General features: G+C 43.3%; 14 protein-coding genes, 1 tRNA gene and 1 other RNA gene. 5 read left to right on the top strand and 11 right to left on the bottom strand.

Going from position 1 to position 18,225, the window contains the following annotated elements; translation table 11 throughout:
* Nucleotides 1–101 precede the first annotated feature (101 nt).
* From R7F07_RS08510 to R7F07_RS08490, 5 genes are all read right to left on the bottom strand, one after another.
* Complete coding sequence (locus tag R7F07_RS08510) at nucleotides 102–521, bottom strand: CBS domain-containing protein (protein ID WP_005378483.1); 420 nt, start codon at nucleotides 519–521, stop codon at nucleotides 102–104.
* Nucleotides 522–765: 244 nt separating this feature from the next.
* Nucleotides 766–1,500 carry an RNA methyltransferase gene (locus R7F07_RS08505; protein ID WP_005378485.1) on the bottom strand — a complete coding sequence of 245 codons (735 nt, stop codon included), beginning with the start codon at nucleotides 1,498–1,500 and terminating at the stop codon, nucleotides 766–768.
* A 212-nt stretch (nucleotides 1,501–1,712) separates the two neighbouring features.
* An RNA gene (gene ffs, locus R7F07_RS08500) (signal recognition particle sRNA small type) lies at nucleotides 1,713–1,809 on the bottom strand.
* A gap of 137 nt (nucleotides 1,810–1,946) precedes the next feature.
* Nucleotides 1,947–3,950: a GGDEF domain-containing protein gene (locus R7F07_RS08495; RefSeq protein ID WP_017634751.1), complete on the bottom strand. Its 2,004-nt coding sequence runs from the start codon at nucleotides 3,948–3,950 to the stop codon at nucleotides 1,947–1,949.
* Between the two features lie 152 nt (nucleotides 3,951–4,102).
* Nucleotides 4,103–4,846, bottom strand: coding sequence for a hypothetical protein (locus tag R7F07_RS08490; RefSeq protein ID WP_005389942.1), 744 nt, complete (start codon nucleotides 4,844–4,846; stop codon nucleotides 4,103–4,105).
* 257 nt (nucleotides 4,847–5,103) lie between these two features.
* Here R7F07_RS08490 and R7F07_RS08485 point away from each other — a divergent pair, with 257 nt between their 5' ends.
* Nucleotides 5,104–5,406, top strand: coding sequence for a DNA base-flipping protein (locus tag R7F07_RS08485; RefSeq protein ID WP_033905036.1), 303 nt, complete (start codon nucleotides 5,104–5,106; stop codon nucleotides 5,404–5,406).
* A 30-nt stretch (nucleotides 5,407–5,436) separates the two neighbouring features.
* Here the strand turns inward: R7F07_RS08485 and R7F07_RS08480 are convergent, their stop codons facing one another.
* Nucleotides 5,437–5,871: a YbaY family lipoprotein gene (locus R7F07_RS08480; RefSeq protein ID WP_005378572.1), complete on the bottom strand. Its 435-nt coding sequence runs from the start codon at nucleotides 5,869–5,871 to the stop codon at nucleotides 5,437–5,439.
* A 240-nt stretch (nucleotides 5,872–6,111) separates the two neighbouring features.
* Here R7F07_RS08480 and tesB point away from each other — a divergent pair, with 240 nt between their 5' ends.
* Entirely contained in the window at nucleotides 6,112–6,972 is an 861-nt protein-coding gene (gene tesB, locus R7F07_RS08475; protein ID WP_005378575.1) for an acyl-CoA thioesterase II, read from the top strand.
* Between the two features lie 68 nt (nucleotides 6,973–7,040).
* On the opposite strand, the gene R7F07_RS08470 is transcribed toward tesB, so the two are convergent.
* Entirely contained in the window at nucleotides 7,041–10,082 is a 3,042-nt protein-coding gene (locus tag R7F07_RS08470) for a cadherin repeat domain-containing protein (RefSeq protein ID WP_318110479.1), read from the bottom strand.
* A 456-nt stretch (nucleotides 10,083–10,538) separates the two neighbouring features.
* Nucleotides 10,539–11,003, bottom strand: coding sequence for an Lrp/AsnC family transcriptional regulator (locus tag R7F07_RS08465; protein ID WP_017820003.1), 465 nt, complete (start codon nucleotides 11,001–11,003; stop codon nucleotides 10,539–10,541).
* A 138-nt stretch (nucleotides 11,004–11,141) separates the two neighbouring features.
* On the opposite strand from R7F07_RS08465, the gene R7F07_RS08460 reads away from it, so the two are divergent.
* Nucleotides 11,142–12,236: a PLP-dependent cysteine synthase family protein gene (locus tag R7F07_RS08460; protein WP_005389952.1), complete on the top strand. Its 1,095-nt coding sequence runs from the start codon at nucleotides 11,142–11,144 to the stop codon at nucleotides 12,234–12,236.
* Between the two features lie 64 nt (nucleotides 12,237–12,300).
* Here R7F07_RS08460 and R7F07_RS08455 read toward each other — a convergent pair whose 3' ends face one another.
* Nucleotides 12,301–12,618 (bottom strand): DUF1244 domain-containing protein, encoded by a 318-nt coding sequence (locus R7F07_RS08455; RefSeq protein WP_005378586.1) that lies wholly within the window; start codon nucleotides 12,616–12,618, stop codon nucleotides 12,301–12,303.
* Between the two features lie 214 nt (nucleotides 12,619–12,832).
* Here R7F07_RS08455 and R7F07_RS08450 point away from each other — a divergent pair, with 214 nt between their 5' ends.
* Nucleotides 12,833–13,408 carry a porin family protein gene (locus R7F07_RS08450; RefSeq protein ID WP_053307492.1) on the top strand — a complete coding sequence of 192 codons (576 nt, stop codon included), beginning with the start codon at nucleotides 12,833–12,835 and terminating at the stop codon, nucleotides 13,406–13,408.
* Between the two features lie 80 nt (nucleotides 13,409–13,488).
* Here R7F07_RS08450 and vmeF read toward each other — a convergent pair whose 3' ends face one another.
* On the bottom strand, nucleotides 13,489–16,602 hold the full coding sequence (gene vmeF / locus R7F07_RS08445; RefSeq protein WP_054576347.1) for a multidrug efflux RND transporter permease subunit VmeF: 3,114 nt from the start codon (nucleotides 16,600–16,602) through the stop codon (nucleotides 13,489–13,491).
* A complete protein-coding gene (locus R7F07_RS08440) occupies nucleotides 16,602–17,696 on the bottom strand; it encodes an efflux RND transporter periplasmic adaptor subunit (protein ID WP_171342759.1) in 1,095 nt (364 codons plus the stop codon). The genes vmeF and R7F07_RS08440 overlap by 1 nt, the downstream gene beginning before the upstream one ends.
* A 284-nt stretch (nucleotides 17,697–17,980) precedes the next feature.
* Between R7F07_RS08440 and R7F07_RS08435 the strand changes: the two genes are divergently transcribed.
* A tRNA-Tyr gene (locus R7F07_RS08435) sits at nucleotides 17,981–18,065 on the top strand.
* The last annotated feature ends 160 nt before the right edge of the window (nucleotides 18,066–18,225 follow it).

The raw sequence follows: 18,225 nt of genomic DNA, 5'->3' as shown, positions 1-18,225 counted from the left end.
AGATAAATTTGTACAGTTCGGCGATAGAAAATAAAAAAGACGCCGAAGCGTCTTTCCAAACCAGTTTAAAAGCAATATTCCGTAAAATTTAAACAGAGAGGTTAAACGGGATGCTTAAAACACTCATTTAATGTCATTCCGATGGCACGCAGCACGTCTCTTCTTGTGATAACACCAACCAACTTACCTTTGCCATCCACCACTGGATACATTTTCGGCTTTCCAACTTTCATCATGTCAGCCAGTTCAATTACTGACATTTCTGGAGAAACAGATAAGACATCATCATGCATACACTCTTGTACCGTATGTGTATCTTGGCAGTGATAACTTGCTTTCACCAACTTATCTAATAAGTCTTGCTCCGATAAAAACCCAACCACTTTTTCATTTTCATCAATGACAGGGCCACCTAGTGTGACACTTTGCATTACTTTGTTTAAAGCTGCCGAAAGTGACATATCTTTCGTGAAAGTCACCGCTTGCAACGTCATGTAATCTTTTACTTTTAATGAATGCATTCTTATCTCCTTAAGGGCATTTTATTGCGGCCTTTAGATAAGTGTCGCCTAATTTCCTGATTTTACTAAATGGAAAGGAGTAATTTTATTTATAGGCACAGCCTATTGAACTAAAACAAAATTAACTCACCGAACAACATTCACTGTATTTCGTTAAACGCAAGATTCAGCCAGGCTGATTTTTCTAGGCAAAATACAACAAAGCCAGTCAATTGACTGGCTTTGTTATTATGTAATTGTTGCGTTAGCTATGTTGGCGGCGCATGTTGTCTAAAATAATGCCAGTCGCCATCGCGACATTCAGTGATTCGGCACCGCCAAACGCCGGAATCGTGATCTTATCTGTCACGAATTTTGCTGCGGCTTCACGCACACCATGAGATTCGCTGCCCATCAACAAAATACCTTCAGCAGCGAAATCCGTTTTATGAACGCTCTCTCCTTCCAAAAACGCGCCATATACTGGCAATTTGGCGTGTTCCAAGTAACTTGGCAAATCCACCAAACTCACTTGTACGCGGCCAAAGCTGCCCATGGTCGCACTGATCGTTTTAGGATTATAAGGATCAGCACAATCTGTACTCGCAATAATGTGCTTGATGCCATACCAGTCTGCAACACGAATAATCGTACCTAGATTACCAGGGTCGGATACACCATCTAGCGCAATCATCAAGCCTTTCGCTTGAGGCTCTTTTACACTCGGAATTTCAACCACAGCAATGGCCGCATTATTGCTCACAAGCGTGCTCGCTTTGGTCAATTCATCAAGCGATGCTTCAACACAATCAAAACGATTTAGCGTACCAGCATTTTGTTCGAGAAATGCCGCTGTTGCAAAAACCTGCTTCACCTTCAATGAACTACTTGCTAGCTCTAGTACGTTCTTTTCACCCTGAACTAGGAATAAGCCATGCGCTTTACGCTGTTTCTTTTGACCTAAAGCACGAAGCAGTTTTAATTGGTTTTTTGAAATCATTAAAGTATCCCAGGTGAAAATGGTTATTCGGCGAGTGTACCCTAAACAATCTTCACGAAAGTTCGGTATCGAGCGGATGAGATTATAAATCATACCTAAATAACCTCAAGAAGCTTGATCATCAGAAGACGTTGAACACCAAGCGTAGCCAAAATAAAAGAAGGCTCAAAAACGAAAAAAGCCCTGCGATAACGCAGGGCTTTCAAAGGGTGGGACCCCAGCCACATCCCGGCACACAAGTCACACGCTGCGGCTGCTTCCTTCCGGACCTGACCGAGTTCACGAGCTATTGTTGCGAGAGGACCAGAGCCCCATAATTCTTTTCGAGAGGTCTTGCCTCAATCGATGGGGCGATTATTCAGTATCAGCTCTCATAATGCAAGAGCAAAAACCTTGAATTTCATCATTTCATTACCGTTTGAACAAAACTCGATCAATTCATTCCTTTATGATGAAACCGTGCAGTCACGATAAGAGGAGTCGTGCCGTGAGGACTGCTTACTCATGTACATGTCTTCATCAGCCAAATGCATCGCTTGCTCTAAGCTCATGTGCCGTTCCCTTTTTGCAGAGAAACCAATAGAGATACTTATAGACTCCAAATCACTACATAATTTGCCTTTCACATCGATTCTACTGAGCTCTCTCATTGCTCTAGTTAACTCGGCTTGCGTAGGATAACCCAGTAATATGAACTCATCCCCTCCAATTCGATAACATCTTCCCGACCAGACATAATGAATTTTTAGTGCCAGTAGTTGTAAAACTTCGTCCCCAGCGCGATGCCCATAAGTGTCATTGATTCGTTTGAAATGATTAATGTCTAAGTAAAGTATGGATAGATCTTTGTTTACTCCTTTTCGATACTTTACTTGCAACGCACGACGATTCCTTAACCCTGTTAAGTTGTCAGTGTTCGATTGACGGTAAAGATAAAGCGAAACACAAATAGCAAACAATAATACAAAGATAAACACAGCTTGTGTTTGCGTCGCTAATCGAATCTCATATTCAAGTGCGGTACGCCAATCTGGGCGTACATCGTACTGAGCAATGATCTTATCAACTTCTAACATCGCTATCGCTCGACTGAAGAAAGGCGCAAGCATGGCTCCTTTTTCATTCGCGACCAATCCAACAGAGAGTTGTGACTCATAAAACTCGCCAATAGCGGTATCCTGCTCTATCGGAACCAATTCACTGAGACGTAAAAAATGATTGAGCATCGCCGTATCCATCGGAATGTAATCGACTTCTTCATTTAGTAGCCCCTGAATGAGCTCTTGTTGGGTACGATAACGTTTGAGTTCTTTTAGCGGTAACAGTTGCGTCATCATTTGATCGAAAAAGTCATCCTTAACTACGCCAATCCGCTCAGATATCAACTGTGAAACATGAGAGTATGTGCTCGGTTTGTAACCTAAACGCTTGACCATCACCGATGCTGGCGCGTAATGGGGCTTTGGAAAGTAGCTAAATGCGCGCCGCTCACGGCTGACCGTTAACGGCGCCAAAATTTCGAAATTACCTTGGATAAACTCATGGTACATAGAACCCCAGCTTTCACCAGGCTCACTAATGATCAAGCAGTTTAAAGCCAAGATCTCACAGCTTCTCAGGACTACATCAGCCGTCATCCCTTCGACACTACCATCTGCGTTGTATACAACATATGGAAAGATAGATTCGAGCTTAATCCGTATTGGTTCATTAAAATCAAGGGGTAATAAACGAATAGAATCACGCAACGCTGCTCGCCTTAATTCAAATTGATACTGGGAAATTTCTTCGCGAAGCTGCTTTTGCACCGCTTCCCCGTGAATAAACGTAGCGAACGTGTCCAACTCTTCAAGATGATGATCTTTTTTACTGATGATGGATACGGGCTTTATCGAAATCTGATCATTGAGCATCTTGGCGTCAAACCCCTCCATCAGCATCGGCTTGAGCTGGTTAATGGCATCGACAACGCCATCCACAGCACCTGAACGTAGCAGTGTTACTGCTTGTTCGTGACCTTGATAAGAGATCTGTTCTAGCTCAGGGTAGTGTTGTTTAAGTAATTGGGCATAAACTGTATCTTTGGGGACGCCAACACGCGAAATGTCACTCAACGTCGAATCTTTTAAACCAAAGAGGTAGGTATATTCGATATTTGTTGGGCGGGAATAACTAAAACGTTGAGCACGTTCTTGTGTGTAAGTGATATTCGCAGCAAAGTCCGCTTCCCCATTCGCTACTGAATTTAGAATGGCATCAAAGCTGGAGTAGTTCACGTATTGAACGGTAAAGCCAAACTCCTTTGAAGCAGCATTGAAAAGAACACGAGTGACGACATCATCCGCTTCAGTCGCGACTTTATAATGAGCAATTAAAGGGGCTTCGGCTTTTACATTCAAACTCAAGAGGCAACATGCAAAAAGCAACAGTGTTCGAGCAAAAGTTGTCATGACAAACTTATCTTAAATCAACCACTTATATTGTGGTTATTATTATTGGAAGTGTAGTAAATATGAAATGAAGAACATATACTAATCTCCATTTTGTTCCACAACCAATTCGATACTCTGCCGCACATGTCACTTTTTACCTGACTAAAAACTCATAATTCAGCCTGTTCATCGCTACTACGTAAAATATAGTCAGTCATCCAAGCCGTCCCTAACAAACAGATCCAAACCACGAAAACAGGGTTTGGCACATCCGTGGTCGGGCTGACGACTAAGGCGGCAAAACCCACAGTCGGCAATGTCCAACATAATAATTTGCTCCAACGAATGGTATGTTGAAGCTTCGCAAGTGCTTCCATTGACGCTAACATTCCCGTCAAACTTAACGCCATAAGAACGGCGTACGGTAGGCCTGCAATCCACAAAGGGAGCAACAAAAACAACGGCCACCAGCTGTGTTTATTGGATGGCGTCCAATGCGCAGCCGACCACCACATCGCCATAACCGCAATGGTTTGAACCACTGTAACCCAAGCAGACCCATCCAGCTTACCGCCTTGCTGTGTGACCATAAGACCAACTTGCAGTGTAAGTACAATAAGACCAGCGGTGAGCAACACGCCTAAAGAGCTTCTACGAGAAAACACCACCATTAAAAGTGGGAAAAGGATCAAAACACCAACCGACAAAGCAATTGGCTGCATTGAGAGTGTCGCACCAAAAGCCATCATCGCGCCCAGCAATACTAAGCCAGCGAACCCACCTTGTGGCAGAACCCACAGCGCGGGGATCATAAGTGCAAGAACGGGAATGTCACCCTCGCTCAAACTCATCGCCCGAACGCAGACAACAGCGAGTAAGGTCGTAACGAAAAATTGAAGTGTCGATAAAATCATAGCGCCTCCTGGCTTCCCCACCTACTTGGTAACTCAACGGCAAAAACTGGGATTGAAAGTCGTTGAGAGGGTCTAGATTCAAGCTTAGCTTGCGTTTGCTTCATGCTGTTTAAGGCTCATCAACCAACGACACTAAAGAACAGAAAATGTAATTCTTCAAAGTGAGTCGCTGACAACACAAGGGTTAAGAACCGTTAGCAATATACAAGTCCAATGGTTTACCATTCCTTAGTAATCCAAAATAGACACTTTTGAGTATGGACCAATTTTTAGCGCAAATCTTTGCTGTAATTCACCAAATTCCAAAAGGAAAAGTCTCCACCTATGGGGAAATTGCAAAAATGGCCGGTTATCCGGGCTATGCGAGACATGTTGGTAAAGCACTGGGTAACCTACCAGAAGACAGCAAACTCCCCTGGTTTAGAGTGGTAAATAGCCAAGGAAAAATATCTTTAAAAGGCAGAGACTTAGAGCGACAAAAAAAGAAATTAGAAGCAGAAGGGATTGAAGTCTCGGAAGTTGGCAAAACTTCACTTAAAAAATACAAATGGCAGCCTTAAGCTGCCATTTTTTGTTCTCAGTACGTCGTATTAACGTGTTCCAACTAGACGAATATCTAATTGGTGAGTTTGTGCTTCATCTGTAATAACACCGTTATGTGTGTCGCTGATAAAACGCAGCTTTCCATCTACCTCAATGCGAGCACGAACGCTGTAACGATGGTTTGGTTTGATTTCATTGCTGTCGTAACTCAACTCAAAAGAAAGAGGAACTTGCTTACCTTCTGTTTCGAATGTCTGTTTCGCCAACACTTTTGCTGGCGCATCCGCCAAGGACACATCTTCTAACGCAATAGTAACCACTGCGTTTGGTGGCAAGGCAATCCGCTCGCGATAAGCCACTGTACCTGTAATCGTCTTCATTGACGCCTCTGTAGATTCCATTTCTGTATTTTGAGAAGTTTGGCAACCCACTAACGCAGCCCCAAAGAGTAGAGAAGTAACAAGTAGTAGTGTTTTTTTCATATATTCCTCGAAAAGAGCATTAAACCGAAGCAATTATAGGTGTGGAATATAAAACTGTCTGCTTCCTGTCATTTTATTTGACAATAGTTTGACTGAGTTAGAATTTATCAAACAATTGATTTTGTTTCATAATTGGAACAATACTATTTCTAAGTTACTCAATAGTTCTTAACTATGCCACTTCACAAGAGTGAGGCTGTTGAGGTAACTTGGAATGAAAGACAACGGTGAGGAGACACAATGAGTAAACCACTACGAGAATTGCTCAGCCTACTACAACTCGAAAAATTAGAAGAAGGCTTGTTTCGTGGCCAAAGTGAAAACCTAGGTTTGCCTCAAGTTTATGGCGGTCAAGTAATTGGGCAAGCACTTTCTGCTGCGCGCTACACCGTTGAAGAAACACGCACGGTACACTCCTTCCATAGCTATTTTTTGTACCCTGGCGATCCAGAAAAACCTATTATTTATGACGTAGAAAATCTGAGAGATGGCCGTAGCTTTAGCACTAGACGCGTAAAAGCAATTCAAAATGGACGCCCTATTTTTTACCTAACCGCATCCTACCATGGCGATCAACCTGGGTTTGATCATCAAAAAGAAATGCCAGATATCCCTGGTCCAGAAAACTTTGCCTCAGAGAGTGAGCTCGCAAGCCATATTGCAGAATTTCTACCCAAACGCTTACGCAAAACATTTTGCGGGGAAAAGCCAATCGAAACTCGCCCCGTTACGGTTATCAACCCTTTGAAGCCCAAAAAAGCAGAACCCAAACAGTACCTTTGGATTCGTGCTAATGGTGAAATGCCAGAGAATCAGCTAATTCACCAGTACCTTCTGGCCTACGCATCCGATTGGGGATTCCTTGTGACAGCAATGCATCCACATGAAGTCTCATTAATGACGCCTAACTTTCAAGTGGCCACCATTGACCACTCTATCTGGTTCCATCGTCCGTTTAAGATGGATGAATGGCTTCTATATGCGATAGAGAGCCCAACGGCGAGCAATACTCGTGGGTTGGTCCGTGGCGAAATATACAACCAGCAAGGTCACTTAGTGGCGACCGCCGTGCAAGAAGGGGTGATGCGCTACACGAAATAGCTCGTGTTCGCCAGACGAAAAAAGGAGTGCTGTTCCGCACTCCTTTTTTAATGGGTATCAAACGATGATTAATTTGGTTGATACTTCATGTTAATAACCGACCATTCGTAAAGTGATTTCGGGTAACCATATTCGCCTTTCCCGTAAATGACATTTGGGTCGGCATAGAATCCACCTTTATTCGTTGCTAAAAATTCACGAACCCCACGACGGTAAGTAATCACAGGTGCTACTAACTCATACTCTACCTTTTCCATCTTCGAGTCATCAATTATTAAGAACCGAGTCATACGAATCGTGCTGCCGTTGGTGCAGTACCCTGGGTCATCATAGTCAATTGCTTCAAAAGGCTTGAGATCATCTTCGAACAGCTCTGATGCACATCCATCAAATCGAGCTAAGTGTACCCACGCTCCTTTTATTAGAGTTTGGTCATCGTTACCCACCGGCTTGAATGCAAGTAGTGCAATCTTACCTTTGCCGTATAATTTCAATTCTTCGTCCGTTGGCTCACGCACTGAACGAACGTTCATCAAACCAAACTCACTTTCTTCTAAGTTAGAAAACTCACGTGCATTTAGCGTGCTAAACAATACTGTTTGTTCAGTTTCAAGCAATGTATATTGATCCGCAACACCTTCATCTGCAAAGCTTAGATACAGCTGGACTTTCTTACTTTCCAACGCTTTGTAATCTCGAGATTCTCCTTCCGAAATGTCGAGAGAAATCCAACGTCTTTTTACTGGCGGGAGATCAAGTAACGTCAGCTCTTCCTTATCAACATCTAATGAAGCGACTCCTTTAATTGTTGAGCTGGATATTTGATAGCTGCGGTTTCCTATTGGTGTACCAAAGTCTAGCTTAACCTTTTTAAATGGTTCAAATTCCACCTTCATTGTAGAAGCACTTAAACCAGGGTGATTCGCTTTGTTAATAGTGCCATTTACGACGATTGTTTTAGCTTTGTAGTTGCGCCCAGTAAGGGTAACCTCTAATTGGTACGTGCCTGCATGCAGGATTTTCAAACGCCCTGTATCAGGAGAAACTAGCTCGACCACAGGGTCTTTTTGGTTAATAAGACGGTAACTTGCCTTCGCAATCCCACCACTCATCACTGGTGAGATAACACTACCAGCGGAGAATTCTACCGTTGGGTAAGTAACCGATACCGGGTTTGTGCCTTGTTTAATCGTGACCGAGAAACTACTTTCACCCGGATCCACTTTGTCGTCCCCCGCATCCGAAACAATAATTTTTGTGCTACCCGCGTTAAGAATTTGCATGGCACCCGTTTGGCTGTTTAAGGAAACCACATCTATTGCTGCGTTGTCTGCAAATCGGTACGTAACTTCCCCAACCGTACCAGAGATTTTCGGCGCAACAAATGTTTGGCCAACCTTCCAAATCTCTTCCACATCGGATTGAACTTCAATTCGGCTCGGCGCGCTCAAAATTGTCACGTAGACTTTTTGATCAGGACCAACGGTATAATTCGCGCTCTCTTTTCTGCGCACAGTTAGCGTCGCTTTACCCGCTTTATACACATGGAGACGTCCTTCACTAAAACCACCGACAACATCTGGTGCGGTGTTATCTACAATCTCAATTTGCTCGTCAGCACTCAAACCAAAATCACGGTGAAGATCAAAACTGTATTTGTTGCTGTATACAACGTCATAATCGTGCGTTGCCATCGGTTGGCCTTCAGCCTTTGCAACTTTGATGACGACATTAAATTGAATAGGTTGGTAGAACTCCCCACCATCGTCTTCAAACTTAAGGTCGTACTCACCCGCAGTCACTACCTCCAACTTGCCGTCAGTCATTCGTAAGCCATTAGGTAAGCTGCTAACTAGATTTACGTTACCTTTTTGCCCTTTAAACGTCAGAGGGATTGAAAGATTTGGTTGATAGGTAAGCGGCATTTCAATGTCTTTTATAACGGGATGAGGCGCGCGATTAACTTCAAGATCAAAACGAGTTTTGCTTGCAGGATAATTACGCATGTCATGCTCGTAAATTTCCACTTCAGCAGCACCAACACCTTTGATCAGTAATGCTTCACCATTTTCAGTTTTAGCGACAACGTCTTCACCACGAATGATTCTCAGCTCATAGTCACCGTAGGCGTTCGTCACCTTAGGGAAAATTCGTCCACCTTCCTCATAAGTTGTGACGATATCCGCTGCGCTGATTTCTTGACGCTTGCCTTGTTTTATATCCACAAAAAATTGCGCTGTTTGCTGTTTATCCAGAAACGCGTCGCTGTAAGTTGCAGTCGCTTCAACCGTTAATCGACCAACATTATGAACAAGAAGCAAGCCCGTTTCAGGATCTAGCAACTCGGCCACCTTGCTGTCTGGTACGCTATTTATAATTTTGTAAGAAATACGTTGCGTTTGAGCTTTATCTAGACGCACTGGTTCTAACGTCAACCCTTCTCGATACTCGTCTTCAAGCAAAGCGAACTGTAATTGCCCCGGAGCTACTGCATGCAGTTTAACCGTAGCGCGAACTTGTTTCGGCAAGTAAAAGTCGTTACCTGAATCAGTAATCAGCACCGATGCCTGACCAACTGAACCTAATGAATATACCGAACCGTTCTCATCAACACGAATCAAGTTATGACCACTTTCTACCTCATAACTCAGTTCGCCTTTTTGGCCACGGACGATCAACGCTTTTCCTTCTGACTCAATCGCATTGAAATTCAGATCACTCACTGAAAGTTCAGTATTGATGCCTCGCTCTACAGTGACAGAAAATCTTGCTTCAGAAGATTCATAAGCAGAGCTACTATCTGTAGCAAGAATAGTCGCCGTTCCTGGGCGCAGAATTTGTAGTATTCCTGAGTCATTAATTTTCACGACATTTGGCGGATTAGAATCAATGACTTGGTAAGATACCGACCCATGTACATTGCTCAGTTTTGCTTCAGTAACCGTTCCCACTCCTTCAAACTTCAACACCGTGTCTTCCACTTTTAATTGCGGACGGTTCTGCTTTGTTATCGTAGTTGGTGTCTTCGTATTGTTCGGCTTAGAGTCTCCCCCACCGCCACAGCCAGCGAGTAAAGCTGCGAGAAAAAGCAAATAGTAATTTCTGTTCATTTTTAGTAATACTTTGTTACATACAAGATGGGGCGATAATAATACGATGTTTTATTAATCACTATCCCCATTTTTGAGTACTTTATTACTTAAGTAATTGCTACTGTATTAATCCTAAAAACAAATAATCAAAAATAGCGACCAAATTACATGAAAACACAAAAAGCAAACGTTTAAATCAAACTCTTCCATTAATTTAGTAAAAATTAATATTCAATAAAATAAAACATGAAAAAGAAAGAGAAAAAATTGCGTTATTTTTTCTTTCGTTATGATGTATAGGATTAATGGACTGCAAAAACAAATGGTTAATGAAAAATAGAAGAGAGAATAAATATCGTTTATATTTATAAAAATCTGGTAGGAAATAGTTTTAAAAGCATAATCAAACTACCTTTTAACATTTAAAATACTAAAAGGTAGAATTAACATTAGATAGAATTCTTATAGGGCGAGTTATTTTAGGATTGGTAACTCTGTTGTGTATTTAATGGACTCCATAGCAAATGTTGAAGTCACATTAGATAGCCCTTTTACGCTATTAACTAACCGCTTATAGAATTCGTCAAAACACTTCATATCTTTGACTAGTACTTTCATCATGTAGTCATACTCGCCAGCCATACGATAAAACTCCATTACCTCAGGAAAGTCACTCACAGTTGTAACAAAATGGTGATACCAACCTTCGGAATGATCAATCGTTTTTAACTGAACAAATGCAATGAAAGATAGCTCGAGCTTTTCTGTACTTAACAACGCCACGCGTTTTTCGATGTAGCCCTCTTCTTCCAACCTTTTCAAACGCTTCCAACATGGCGTCGTTGTCAGATTTACCTGCTCTGCTAACTCATTTAATGACAAGGTGCTGTCGGTTTGTAACAACGCAAGCAGCTGTTTATCGACCCGATCCAAACTCATCCTATAAAACCCACGAAGTGTAGAAAACTTTTCTATCAAAATAGTCATTACCGGCAACTATAGCAAAGTTTTTCTCTCGTATTATAGGTAAATTATTCCCATCTAATGCTTATCTATCGATTTCCAAGGAGAGACGCCATGTGTACTGACCACAACTGGATCAACAATGCAGTGCGTAAAATTGAAGCAGACTTTCAACGTTCTGCTGATACTCATTTATTTAAACTTGAACTGCCTTCTCTTGATGGTATCGATATCTACCTAAAAGATGAGAGCACGCATCCAACAGGCTCTCTTAAGCATCGATTGGCGCGCTCATTGTTTCTTTATGCTATTTGTAATGGATGGATTGGTCCTGAAACCACTGTAATCGAGGCGTCCTCAGGCAGCACTGCCGTTTCGGAAGCGTATTTTGCGCGTTTACTTGGCTTACCGTTCATTGCCGTCATGCCGAAAACCACTGCACGTAAAAAGATCGAACAAATTGAATTTTACGGTGGTAAAGCGCACCTTGTTGAACGATCAGATCAGATTTATGACGAGTCTCGACGCTTGGCTCAAGAACTAAATGGTCACTACATGGACCAGTTTACTTATGCTGAACGCGCTACTGACTGGCGCGGTAACAACAACATCGCGAACTCTATCTTTAGCCAAATGGAGTTAGAAGATCACCCGATTCCTAGCTGGGTAGTGATGAGTCCTGGAACAGGCGGCACATCAGCAACCATTGGCCGTTTTATTCGTTACCAAAAATACGACACTAAGCTTTGCGTGGTAGACCCTGAAAACTCAGTGTTTTACGATGCTTTCCAGTCAGGAAATCACTCATTGAAAGGCGATACTGGCAGCAAAATTGAAGGTATCGGGCGACCACGTGTCGAACCAAGTTTTATTGCTGGTGTCATTGATGAAATGCGCAAAATTCCAGACGCAGCCAGTGTGGCAACCGCCCATTGGGTATCTCAGCTGATTGGGCGTAAAGTCGGCGCATCAACAGGCACCAATCTTTACGGTGTGCTGCAATTGGCTTGTGAGATGAAACAACGCGGTGAGAAGGGTTCTATCGTGACGCTTCTATGTGATTCTGGAGAGCGTTACCTAGATACGTATTATGACTTAACATGGGTAAAAGAGAACATCGGCGATATTCAACCTTACTTAGCTCAACTCGAAGTCATTCAAGCAAAAGGTTGCGTTGAGCCAGCTTGTTGCGGCTCAACTAACGCTTAACGTGCAAACTGGACTTTAAAAAAAAACAGCCCAACTTCATGTGGGCTGTTTTTATCGCTGGGTTTTACTTTTTCTGGCGCGCTTCAAACGCAGCCAATTGTTCTGGCGTTGCCGCTGGTTGATGATTTTGTTTCCATTCATCGTAAGTCATGCCGTAAACACGTTCGCGAGCGTCATCAATATCTAAATCCAAACCGAGATTTTCAGCCTCAGATTTATACCATTTGCTAAAGCAGTTGCGACAGAAGCCCGCAAGGATCATCAGGTCGATGTTTTGTACGTCTTTGTTAGCATCTAAATGCGCCAATAAACGGCGAAATGTCGCCGCGTCTAACTTATCTTGTTCTTCTTGAGTCAAGTTTTTGTATTTGAATTCAGCCACTTTCCTTTCCTTCTCTCTTATTTAGCTAGCTTTCGTCACCATATCTAGTTAGTCGGTAGTCATGAGTAAGAAGTATGCTTTAGCGCAACAATTCCCATTCTAAAATCACTACCTTTGATAAAAGCTGATATGATAATTACCATCCATCCTATTGATTAAATTAACATTTAAACAAATCATTACAACGGTCTTTTACCAAGGTTATCGTCTAGTTATGAAAAACGCCATTCTATTATTGTCTGCCTTGACCATTAGCGTGCCAACTTTAGCTGCTCAAGAACAAGCTCATCAATCTTATTTTTATCTGGGTACTGGTAACGTTGGTTTTGATACACCGTATTTCGGCTCGGATAGAGACAATGAGTGGTCAACACCACATATCACAGTTGGCTGGGGTTACCATATAAACCAATACCTCGCGTTTGAAGGGGTTCTGCGCTATTCACAAAATGAACTTAAGAACGATGCTCTAAAAACTGACTTAGATCTTCACTATTACCAAGCAGGTATGTCTGCTGTTGTAACAAGTGATAACTTAGGCGATACGCCGCTGTCACTGTTTGGTCGCGTAACTGCGCTTGGCACTCAAGCTGAAATGTATGTTCCAAACGAACAAAAAGTCACAGATGATTCAGGCGCGCTATTCAACATCGGTGCTGGTGTCCATTGGGATATGAGCAAAGATATCTGGTTACGCGCAGAGTACATTTATAATGTCGCGGATATGGGTTTTGAAGATTTTTACGACAGCTACGAAGGTGTACAAATCAGCCTAGGGAAACGCTTCTAATCGAACGCTTCCGAGCTAACTTTAAACCGATAAAGAGAAGCCGAGGTTATTACCTCGGCTTTTATGTTTTAACGTTTGATTTAAGGGTGCGCTATACGGCCCTTCGTATCATGGCTAATTGCTTTGTTTAACTCTGCTTCTACATGACCTGGTGCTTGTGTTTTCGCCGAAATCAATCGGTACATTGCCGGGATAACAAACAAGGTCACCAATGTCGCAAACCCCATCCCGAAAAAGATTACCGTACCCACGGCAATACGGCTCTCATAACCCGCCCCTGTCGATACGATCAACGGAATTGCGCCAGCAAGTGTGGTAAACGCAGTCATCAAGATTGGACGTAGACGTCGCGCAGCTGCATCAATGATCGCTTTTTCAAACCCAACGCCACGATCACGTAGCTGATTGGCAAATTCTACGATCAAAATACCGTTTTTCGTCACCATACCAATCAACATGATCATGCCGATCTGGCTATAAATGTTCATACCTTGGCCCATAATAACTAAACCAAGGAAGCCACCAAATACACCCATCGGCACCGTAAACATGACCACTAATGGGTTTACGAAGCTTTCAAACTGAGCCGCCAACACGAGATACGCCACTAGCAGTGCCAATGCAAACACAACAGCAACACTCGCTTGGTTCTCTTTAAAGTCTTTCGACTCCCCCGAATAACTCACCGAAATGTCACCCGGTAAGTTGTCGATGGCTTCCTGGTCTAGGTAATCCAGCGCATCTCCTAATGTATAACCTTCCGACAGGTTGGCAGTAATAGTGATGGACTTCTGTTTGTTGTAGTGAGAAAGACGAATAGAGGCCGCCACTTCTTCAATTTTTGTGACCGCATCTAACGTCACTAGCTGACCGCTATTCGTGCGCAGATAAATCTGACTTAAATCTGCAGCATTATTAAAGCTATTTTCATCACCGCGAAGATACACATCGTACTCTTCGCCACGCTCAACATAAGTCGTTTCGCTTTTACCACCGAGCATGATTTCTAGGGTGTCAGAAATGTCTTGAACACTGACTCCTAGCTCTGCGGCACGCTGTCGGTCAACTGTAACCAATAACTCAGGCGTTTTTTCCGAGTAATCTATCTCTGCTCCTTCCATCATTGGTGATTCTTCTGCTTTGTTCTTTAGCATTTCAGCCCAAACAACGAGCTCATCGTAATCAGAGCCGCCTAATACGAACTGAACTGGCTCACTCGAACCACCTTGGAAACCTGGCATAAATGGGAACACTCGAACATCTGGGATACCTGCCAATTCTTTCCGTACTTTGTTAAGGGCTTGCTGAGCCGTGATATCACGTTCGTTCCAATCTTCTAGAATCATGATCACAAAGCCTGTCTGGTCTCCTGCCTGGCCACCAAACGCTGGCGTTTGGATACTGAATGACTTCAGATAACCTTGCCCTAGTAATGGCATCAATCGGTCTTCGACAATATCCATATTGGCTGACATACGATTGTATGACGTAGCATCTGCACCGCGCACAAACGCGAATATCACACCGCGATCTTCTTGTGGGGTCAGCTGGGCCGGTACCTGATTCATCAAGAAATAGCTACCGCCCAAACAAGCTAGAATCACCAGCGGAGCAGCCCAACGTACTTTCAATGCGCCTTTCAATAATGCGCGATAACCACTCTCAAGCTTGCTAAACAAGCGATCAACCGCTTCATTGAATCGATTTGGTTTTACATTCGCTTTCAAAATCTGACTACCTAATACAGGAGTCAGCGTCAGGGCAATCAAAGAGGAGAATATGACCGACATAGCCAGCAATACAGAAAACTCTGTAAATAGTAGACCTACCATGCCATCCATAAAGGAGATCGGTAAGAACACCATCACCAGCACTAATGTTGTTGCTATAACAGCAAAACCAACCTCTCTTGTGCCTTTATATGCGGCGAGTAATGGCGATTCACCGCGTTCAATATGGTGGAAGATATTCTCTACAACCACAATTGCGTCATCCACCACCAAACCAATCGATAATATCAACGCCATCAAGGTGATCAAGTTGATAGAAAACCCAAAGTAGTACGCGGCAATGAACGAAGAAATCAGAGAAACAGGAACCGTAACCGCAGGAATTAAGGTTGCACGAGCTTGGCCGATGAAAATGTACAACACCAAAATCACCAAGCCGCCCGTGATAAATAGCGTGCTGTACACCTCTTCGATTGAACGCTCGATAAATACTGTCGCGTCGTAATCTATCGCAAGGCGTGTACCTTCTGGTAAGAACTTCTGGATGTTATCGACTTCAGAACGAACCAGCTTAGCAACCTCTAACGGGTTTGCGTCTGACTGCGATACCACACCAAGACTGATGTTTACTACACCATCACTTTTGAAGGTTGAATTTTCGTTTTCTGCACCAATGAAGACATCTGCTACATCTTTTAAATAGATAGGTGTATTGTCGCTTGCGCGTTTAATGACAAGATATTGAAAATCTTCAGGCGTGTTATAAGTACGAGCCGTACGCACGGACATTACTGTTGAGTCGTTGCGAACTTCACCACCTGGGCTTTCTAGGTTCTCACTTCGCAAAGCTGATGTAATGTCCGAAGCTGTAACTGAACGTCCAGCCATTAGTTCTGGCTTAAGCTTCACGTACATGACCTTGTACAAACCACCGGAGAGATCAATGGAGCTAACCCCAGAGATCAGGCTAAAGCGGTCCATCAATACACGTTCGGCATAATCGGTTAATTGAGTACGGTCCATCTCTGCAGAACTGAGATTGATGTAGAGCGACGCCTCTCCCGAGCCATTGTTCTTATAAACAATAGGGTCATCCGCTTCATCAGGTAGCGAGCGCTGAGCACGAGCCACTGCATCACGCACGTCGCTCACACCTGTGTTGAGATCGTAACCTAACTCAAACGTGATCGTGATACGCGACATGCTGTTACGAGTAGTGGAGCTAATTTCATCAACTCCACTGATCCCAGAAAGCTGGTCTTCCAAAACGGAGGTAATTTGGCTTTCAATAATAGTCGCCGATGCACCCTCATAACGCGTACTGATAGAAACGACTGGGCTTTCTATATCAGGCATTTCACGAACGGCTAATTTGGTGAATGACACAAAGCCAAACACACACAACAGCATGCTCAGAACCAACGCCGCGACAGGGCGTTTAACTGAAACGTCGGACAGTAACATTAGTTTTCTTCCTCATCCGATTCACTGTCATTGCGTGTCACATCCGTGGTGTTCGCTTTTAGTGGCGCGACAATTTCTTTCACTTCGACACCATCACGCATGTTAACAATGCCTTGAACCACAATCTTGTCACCAATCTCAACACCAGATTCGATCACCACCTCGTTGCCAACACGAGCACCTAGCGACACTTCTTGACGAGTAGCTTTGTTATTTTCATCAATTACATATACAAAACGTTTAGTTCCGGAGTATTCAAGTGCTTGAACAGGAATGATTGGCGCCTTAATAGCAGGAAATGCTAGTGAAGCGTTCATCAACATGCCCGGCTTCAATTGATTTTCTGGGTTATCAAACTCAATACGCACGCGAAGATTCAGTGTTTCGGCACTGATCCGCGTATCAATACCTGTGACTTGACCAGTAAAGGTCTGGCTACCCCATGCACTGGTTTTAGCGATGACTTCCATACCAATAGAAAGCATCGATAAATAGCGCTCCGGTACTTGTAAATCCAGTTCCATGACGGAAAGATCATCCAACGTCAAAAGTTCAGTACCCGCACTGACCATTTTGCCGCGGCTAAAATCGATAAAACCAACAGTGCCAGAAAATGGGGCAGTAATATGGAGGTCAGCTAAATTGGCTTGAGCAGCATCAAGCCTCGCTTGTGCTATTTCAACACTGGCTTTTTGTGCATCGATTTCAGTTTGAGTAATCGCATTCCGCTTAACCAAACGTTGGAACTCTTTTAACTTACGCTGTTCATCTTTTAGATACGCCTTTGCCTCAATCAAAGCGGCTTGAGCCTTATCGTCATCTAACTTAATTAATAGCTGTTCTTGCTGGACATTTTGATTCGCTTTAACAGCGATTTGATTCACTTTGCCAGCGACTTCCGATGCGACAACCACAGACTCCGCTGCCTTTAATTTGCCGATAAGAGTTAAGGATTGATTGATCTCATGCGTTTCTACTTGTTCAGTCACAACAGTAACCGCTGAGCCTCCTCGCATCGCAGCGCAAACCGATGGAGAACTCAGTAATATAGAAAGCGTTAAAACAGATAACGATAACGTGGCTTTCATGCTCATGATATTGACTTCTAAACGAATAAACTTATGTCATTAAACTGCTTACAGTTTATCAGTAGATACGGTGTTTAACGTCAAGTAGTGTAAATTCAAGTAAAAAGCGCGCCTCTCTTCTGTTCAAAGGACAAACAAAACGCTGACTTTCTACCATCTTTGCCCAAAAAGACAGCATTCAACGTAAAAACGTAAGAAAAACGCTTTACAGCCTGAGCGAGTTTGCTATGATTCGCTCCGCACTTGGGAGATGAGTTGGGAAAACATCTTACTAAGTATAAAAATCCTCTGGAGGGGTTCCCGAGTGGCCAAAGGGAGCAGACTGTAAATCTGCCGGCACTGCCTTCGATGGTTCGAATCCGTCCCCCTCCACCATATTCTTTCTTATGTTTTTCCTTTAAACGTGAGAACAACTTGAAAGCTAGGTTGGGAAACTAACTTTTAAGTATAAAACACCCTGGAGGGGTTCCCGAGTGGCCAAAGGGAGCAGACTGTAAATCTGCCGGCACTGCCTTCGATGGTTCGAATCCGTCCC

Origin of the sequence: Vibrio sp. YT-16 (genome assembly GCF_033337405.1) — a bacterium.
Lineage (GTDB): Bacteria > Pseudomonadota > Gammaproteobacteria > Enterobacterales > Vibrionaceae > Vibrio > Vibrio alginolyticus.
Note: the sequence above shows the minus strand (reverse complement) of the source record. Positions and strands in the feature narration are given on the sequence as shown.

Bases quoted from the DNA above. Each gene is read 5' to 3' on its own strand.
- R7F07_RS08510 (WP_005378483.1), bottom strand. From the start codon at position 521: ATGCATTCATTAAAAGTAAAAGATTACATGACGTTGCAAGCGGTGACT.
- R7F07_RS08505 (WP_005378485.1), bottom strand. From the start codon at position 1,500: ATGATTTCAAAAAACCAATTAAAACTGCTTCGTGCTTTAGGTCAAAAG.
- R7F07_RS08495 (WP_017634751.1), bottom strand. From the start codon at position 3,950: ATGACAACTTTTGCTCGAACACTGTTGCTTTTTGCATGTTGCCTCTTG.
- R7F07_RS08490 (WP_005389942.1), bottom strand. From the start codon at position 4,846: ATGATTTTATCGACACTTCAATTTTTCGTTACGACCTTACTCGCTGTT.
- R7F07_RS08485 (WP_033905036.1), top strand. From the start codon at position 5,104: ATGGACCAATTTTTAGCGCAAATCTTTGCTGTAATTCACCAAATTCCA.
- R7F07_RS08480 (WP_005378572.1), bottom strand. From the start codon at position 5,871: ATGAAAAAAACACTACTACTTGTTACTTCTCTACTCTTTGGGGCTGCG.
- tesB (WP_005378575.1), top strand. From the start codon at position 6,112: ATGAGTAAACCACTACGAGAATTGCTCAGCCTACTACAACTCGAAAAA.
- R7F07_RS08470 (WP_318110479.1), bottom strand. From the start codon at position 10,082: ATGAACAGAAATTACTATTTGCTTTTTCTCGCAGCTTTACTCGCTGGC.
- R7F07_RS08465 (WP_017820003.1), bottom strand. From the start codon at position 11,003: ATGAGTTTGGATCGGGTCGATAAACAGCTGCTTGCGTTGTTACAAACC.
- R7F07_RS08460 (WP_005389952.1), top strand. From the start codon at position 11,142: ATGTGTACTGACCACAACTGGATCAACAATGCAGTGCGTAAAATTGAA.
- R7F07_RS08450 (WP_053307492.1), top strand. From the start codon at position 12,833: ATGAAAAACGCCATTCTATTATTGTCTGCCTTGACCATTAGCGTGCCA.
- vmeF (WP_054576347.1), bottom strand. From the start codon at position 16,602: ATGTTACTGTCCGACGTTTCAGTTAAACGCCCTGTCGCGGCGTTGGTT.
- R7F07_RS08440 (WP_171342759.1), bottom strand. From the start codon at position 17,696: ATGAGCATGAAAGCCACGTTATCGTTATCTGTTTTAACGCTTTCTATA.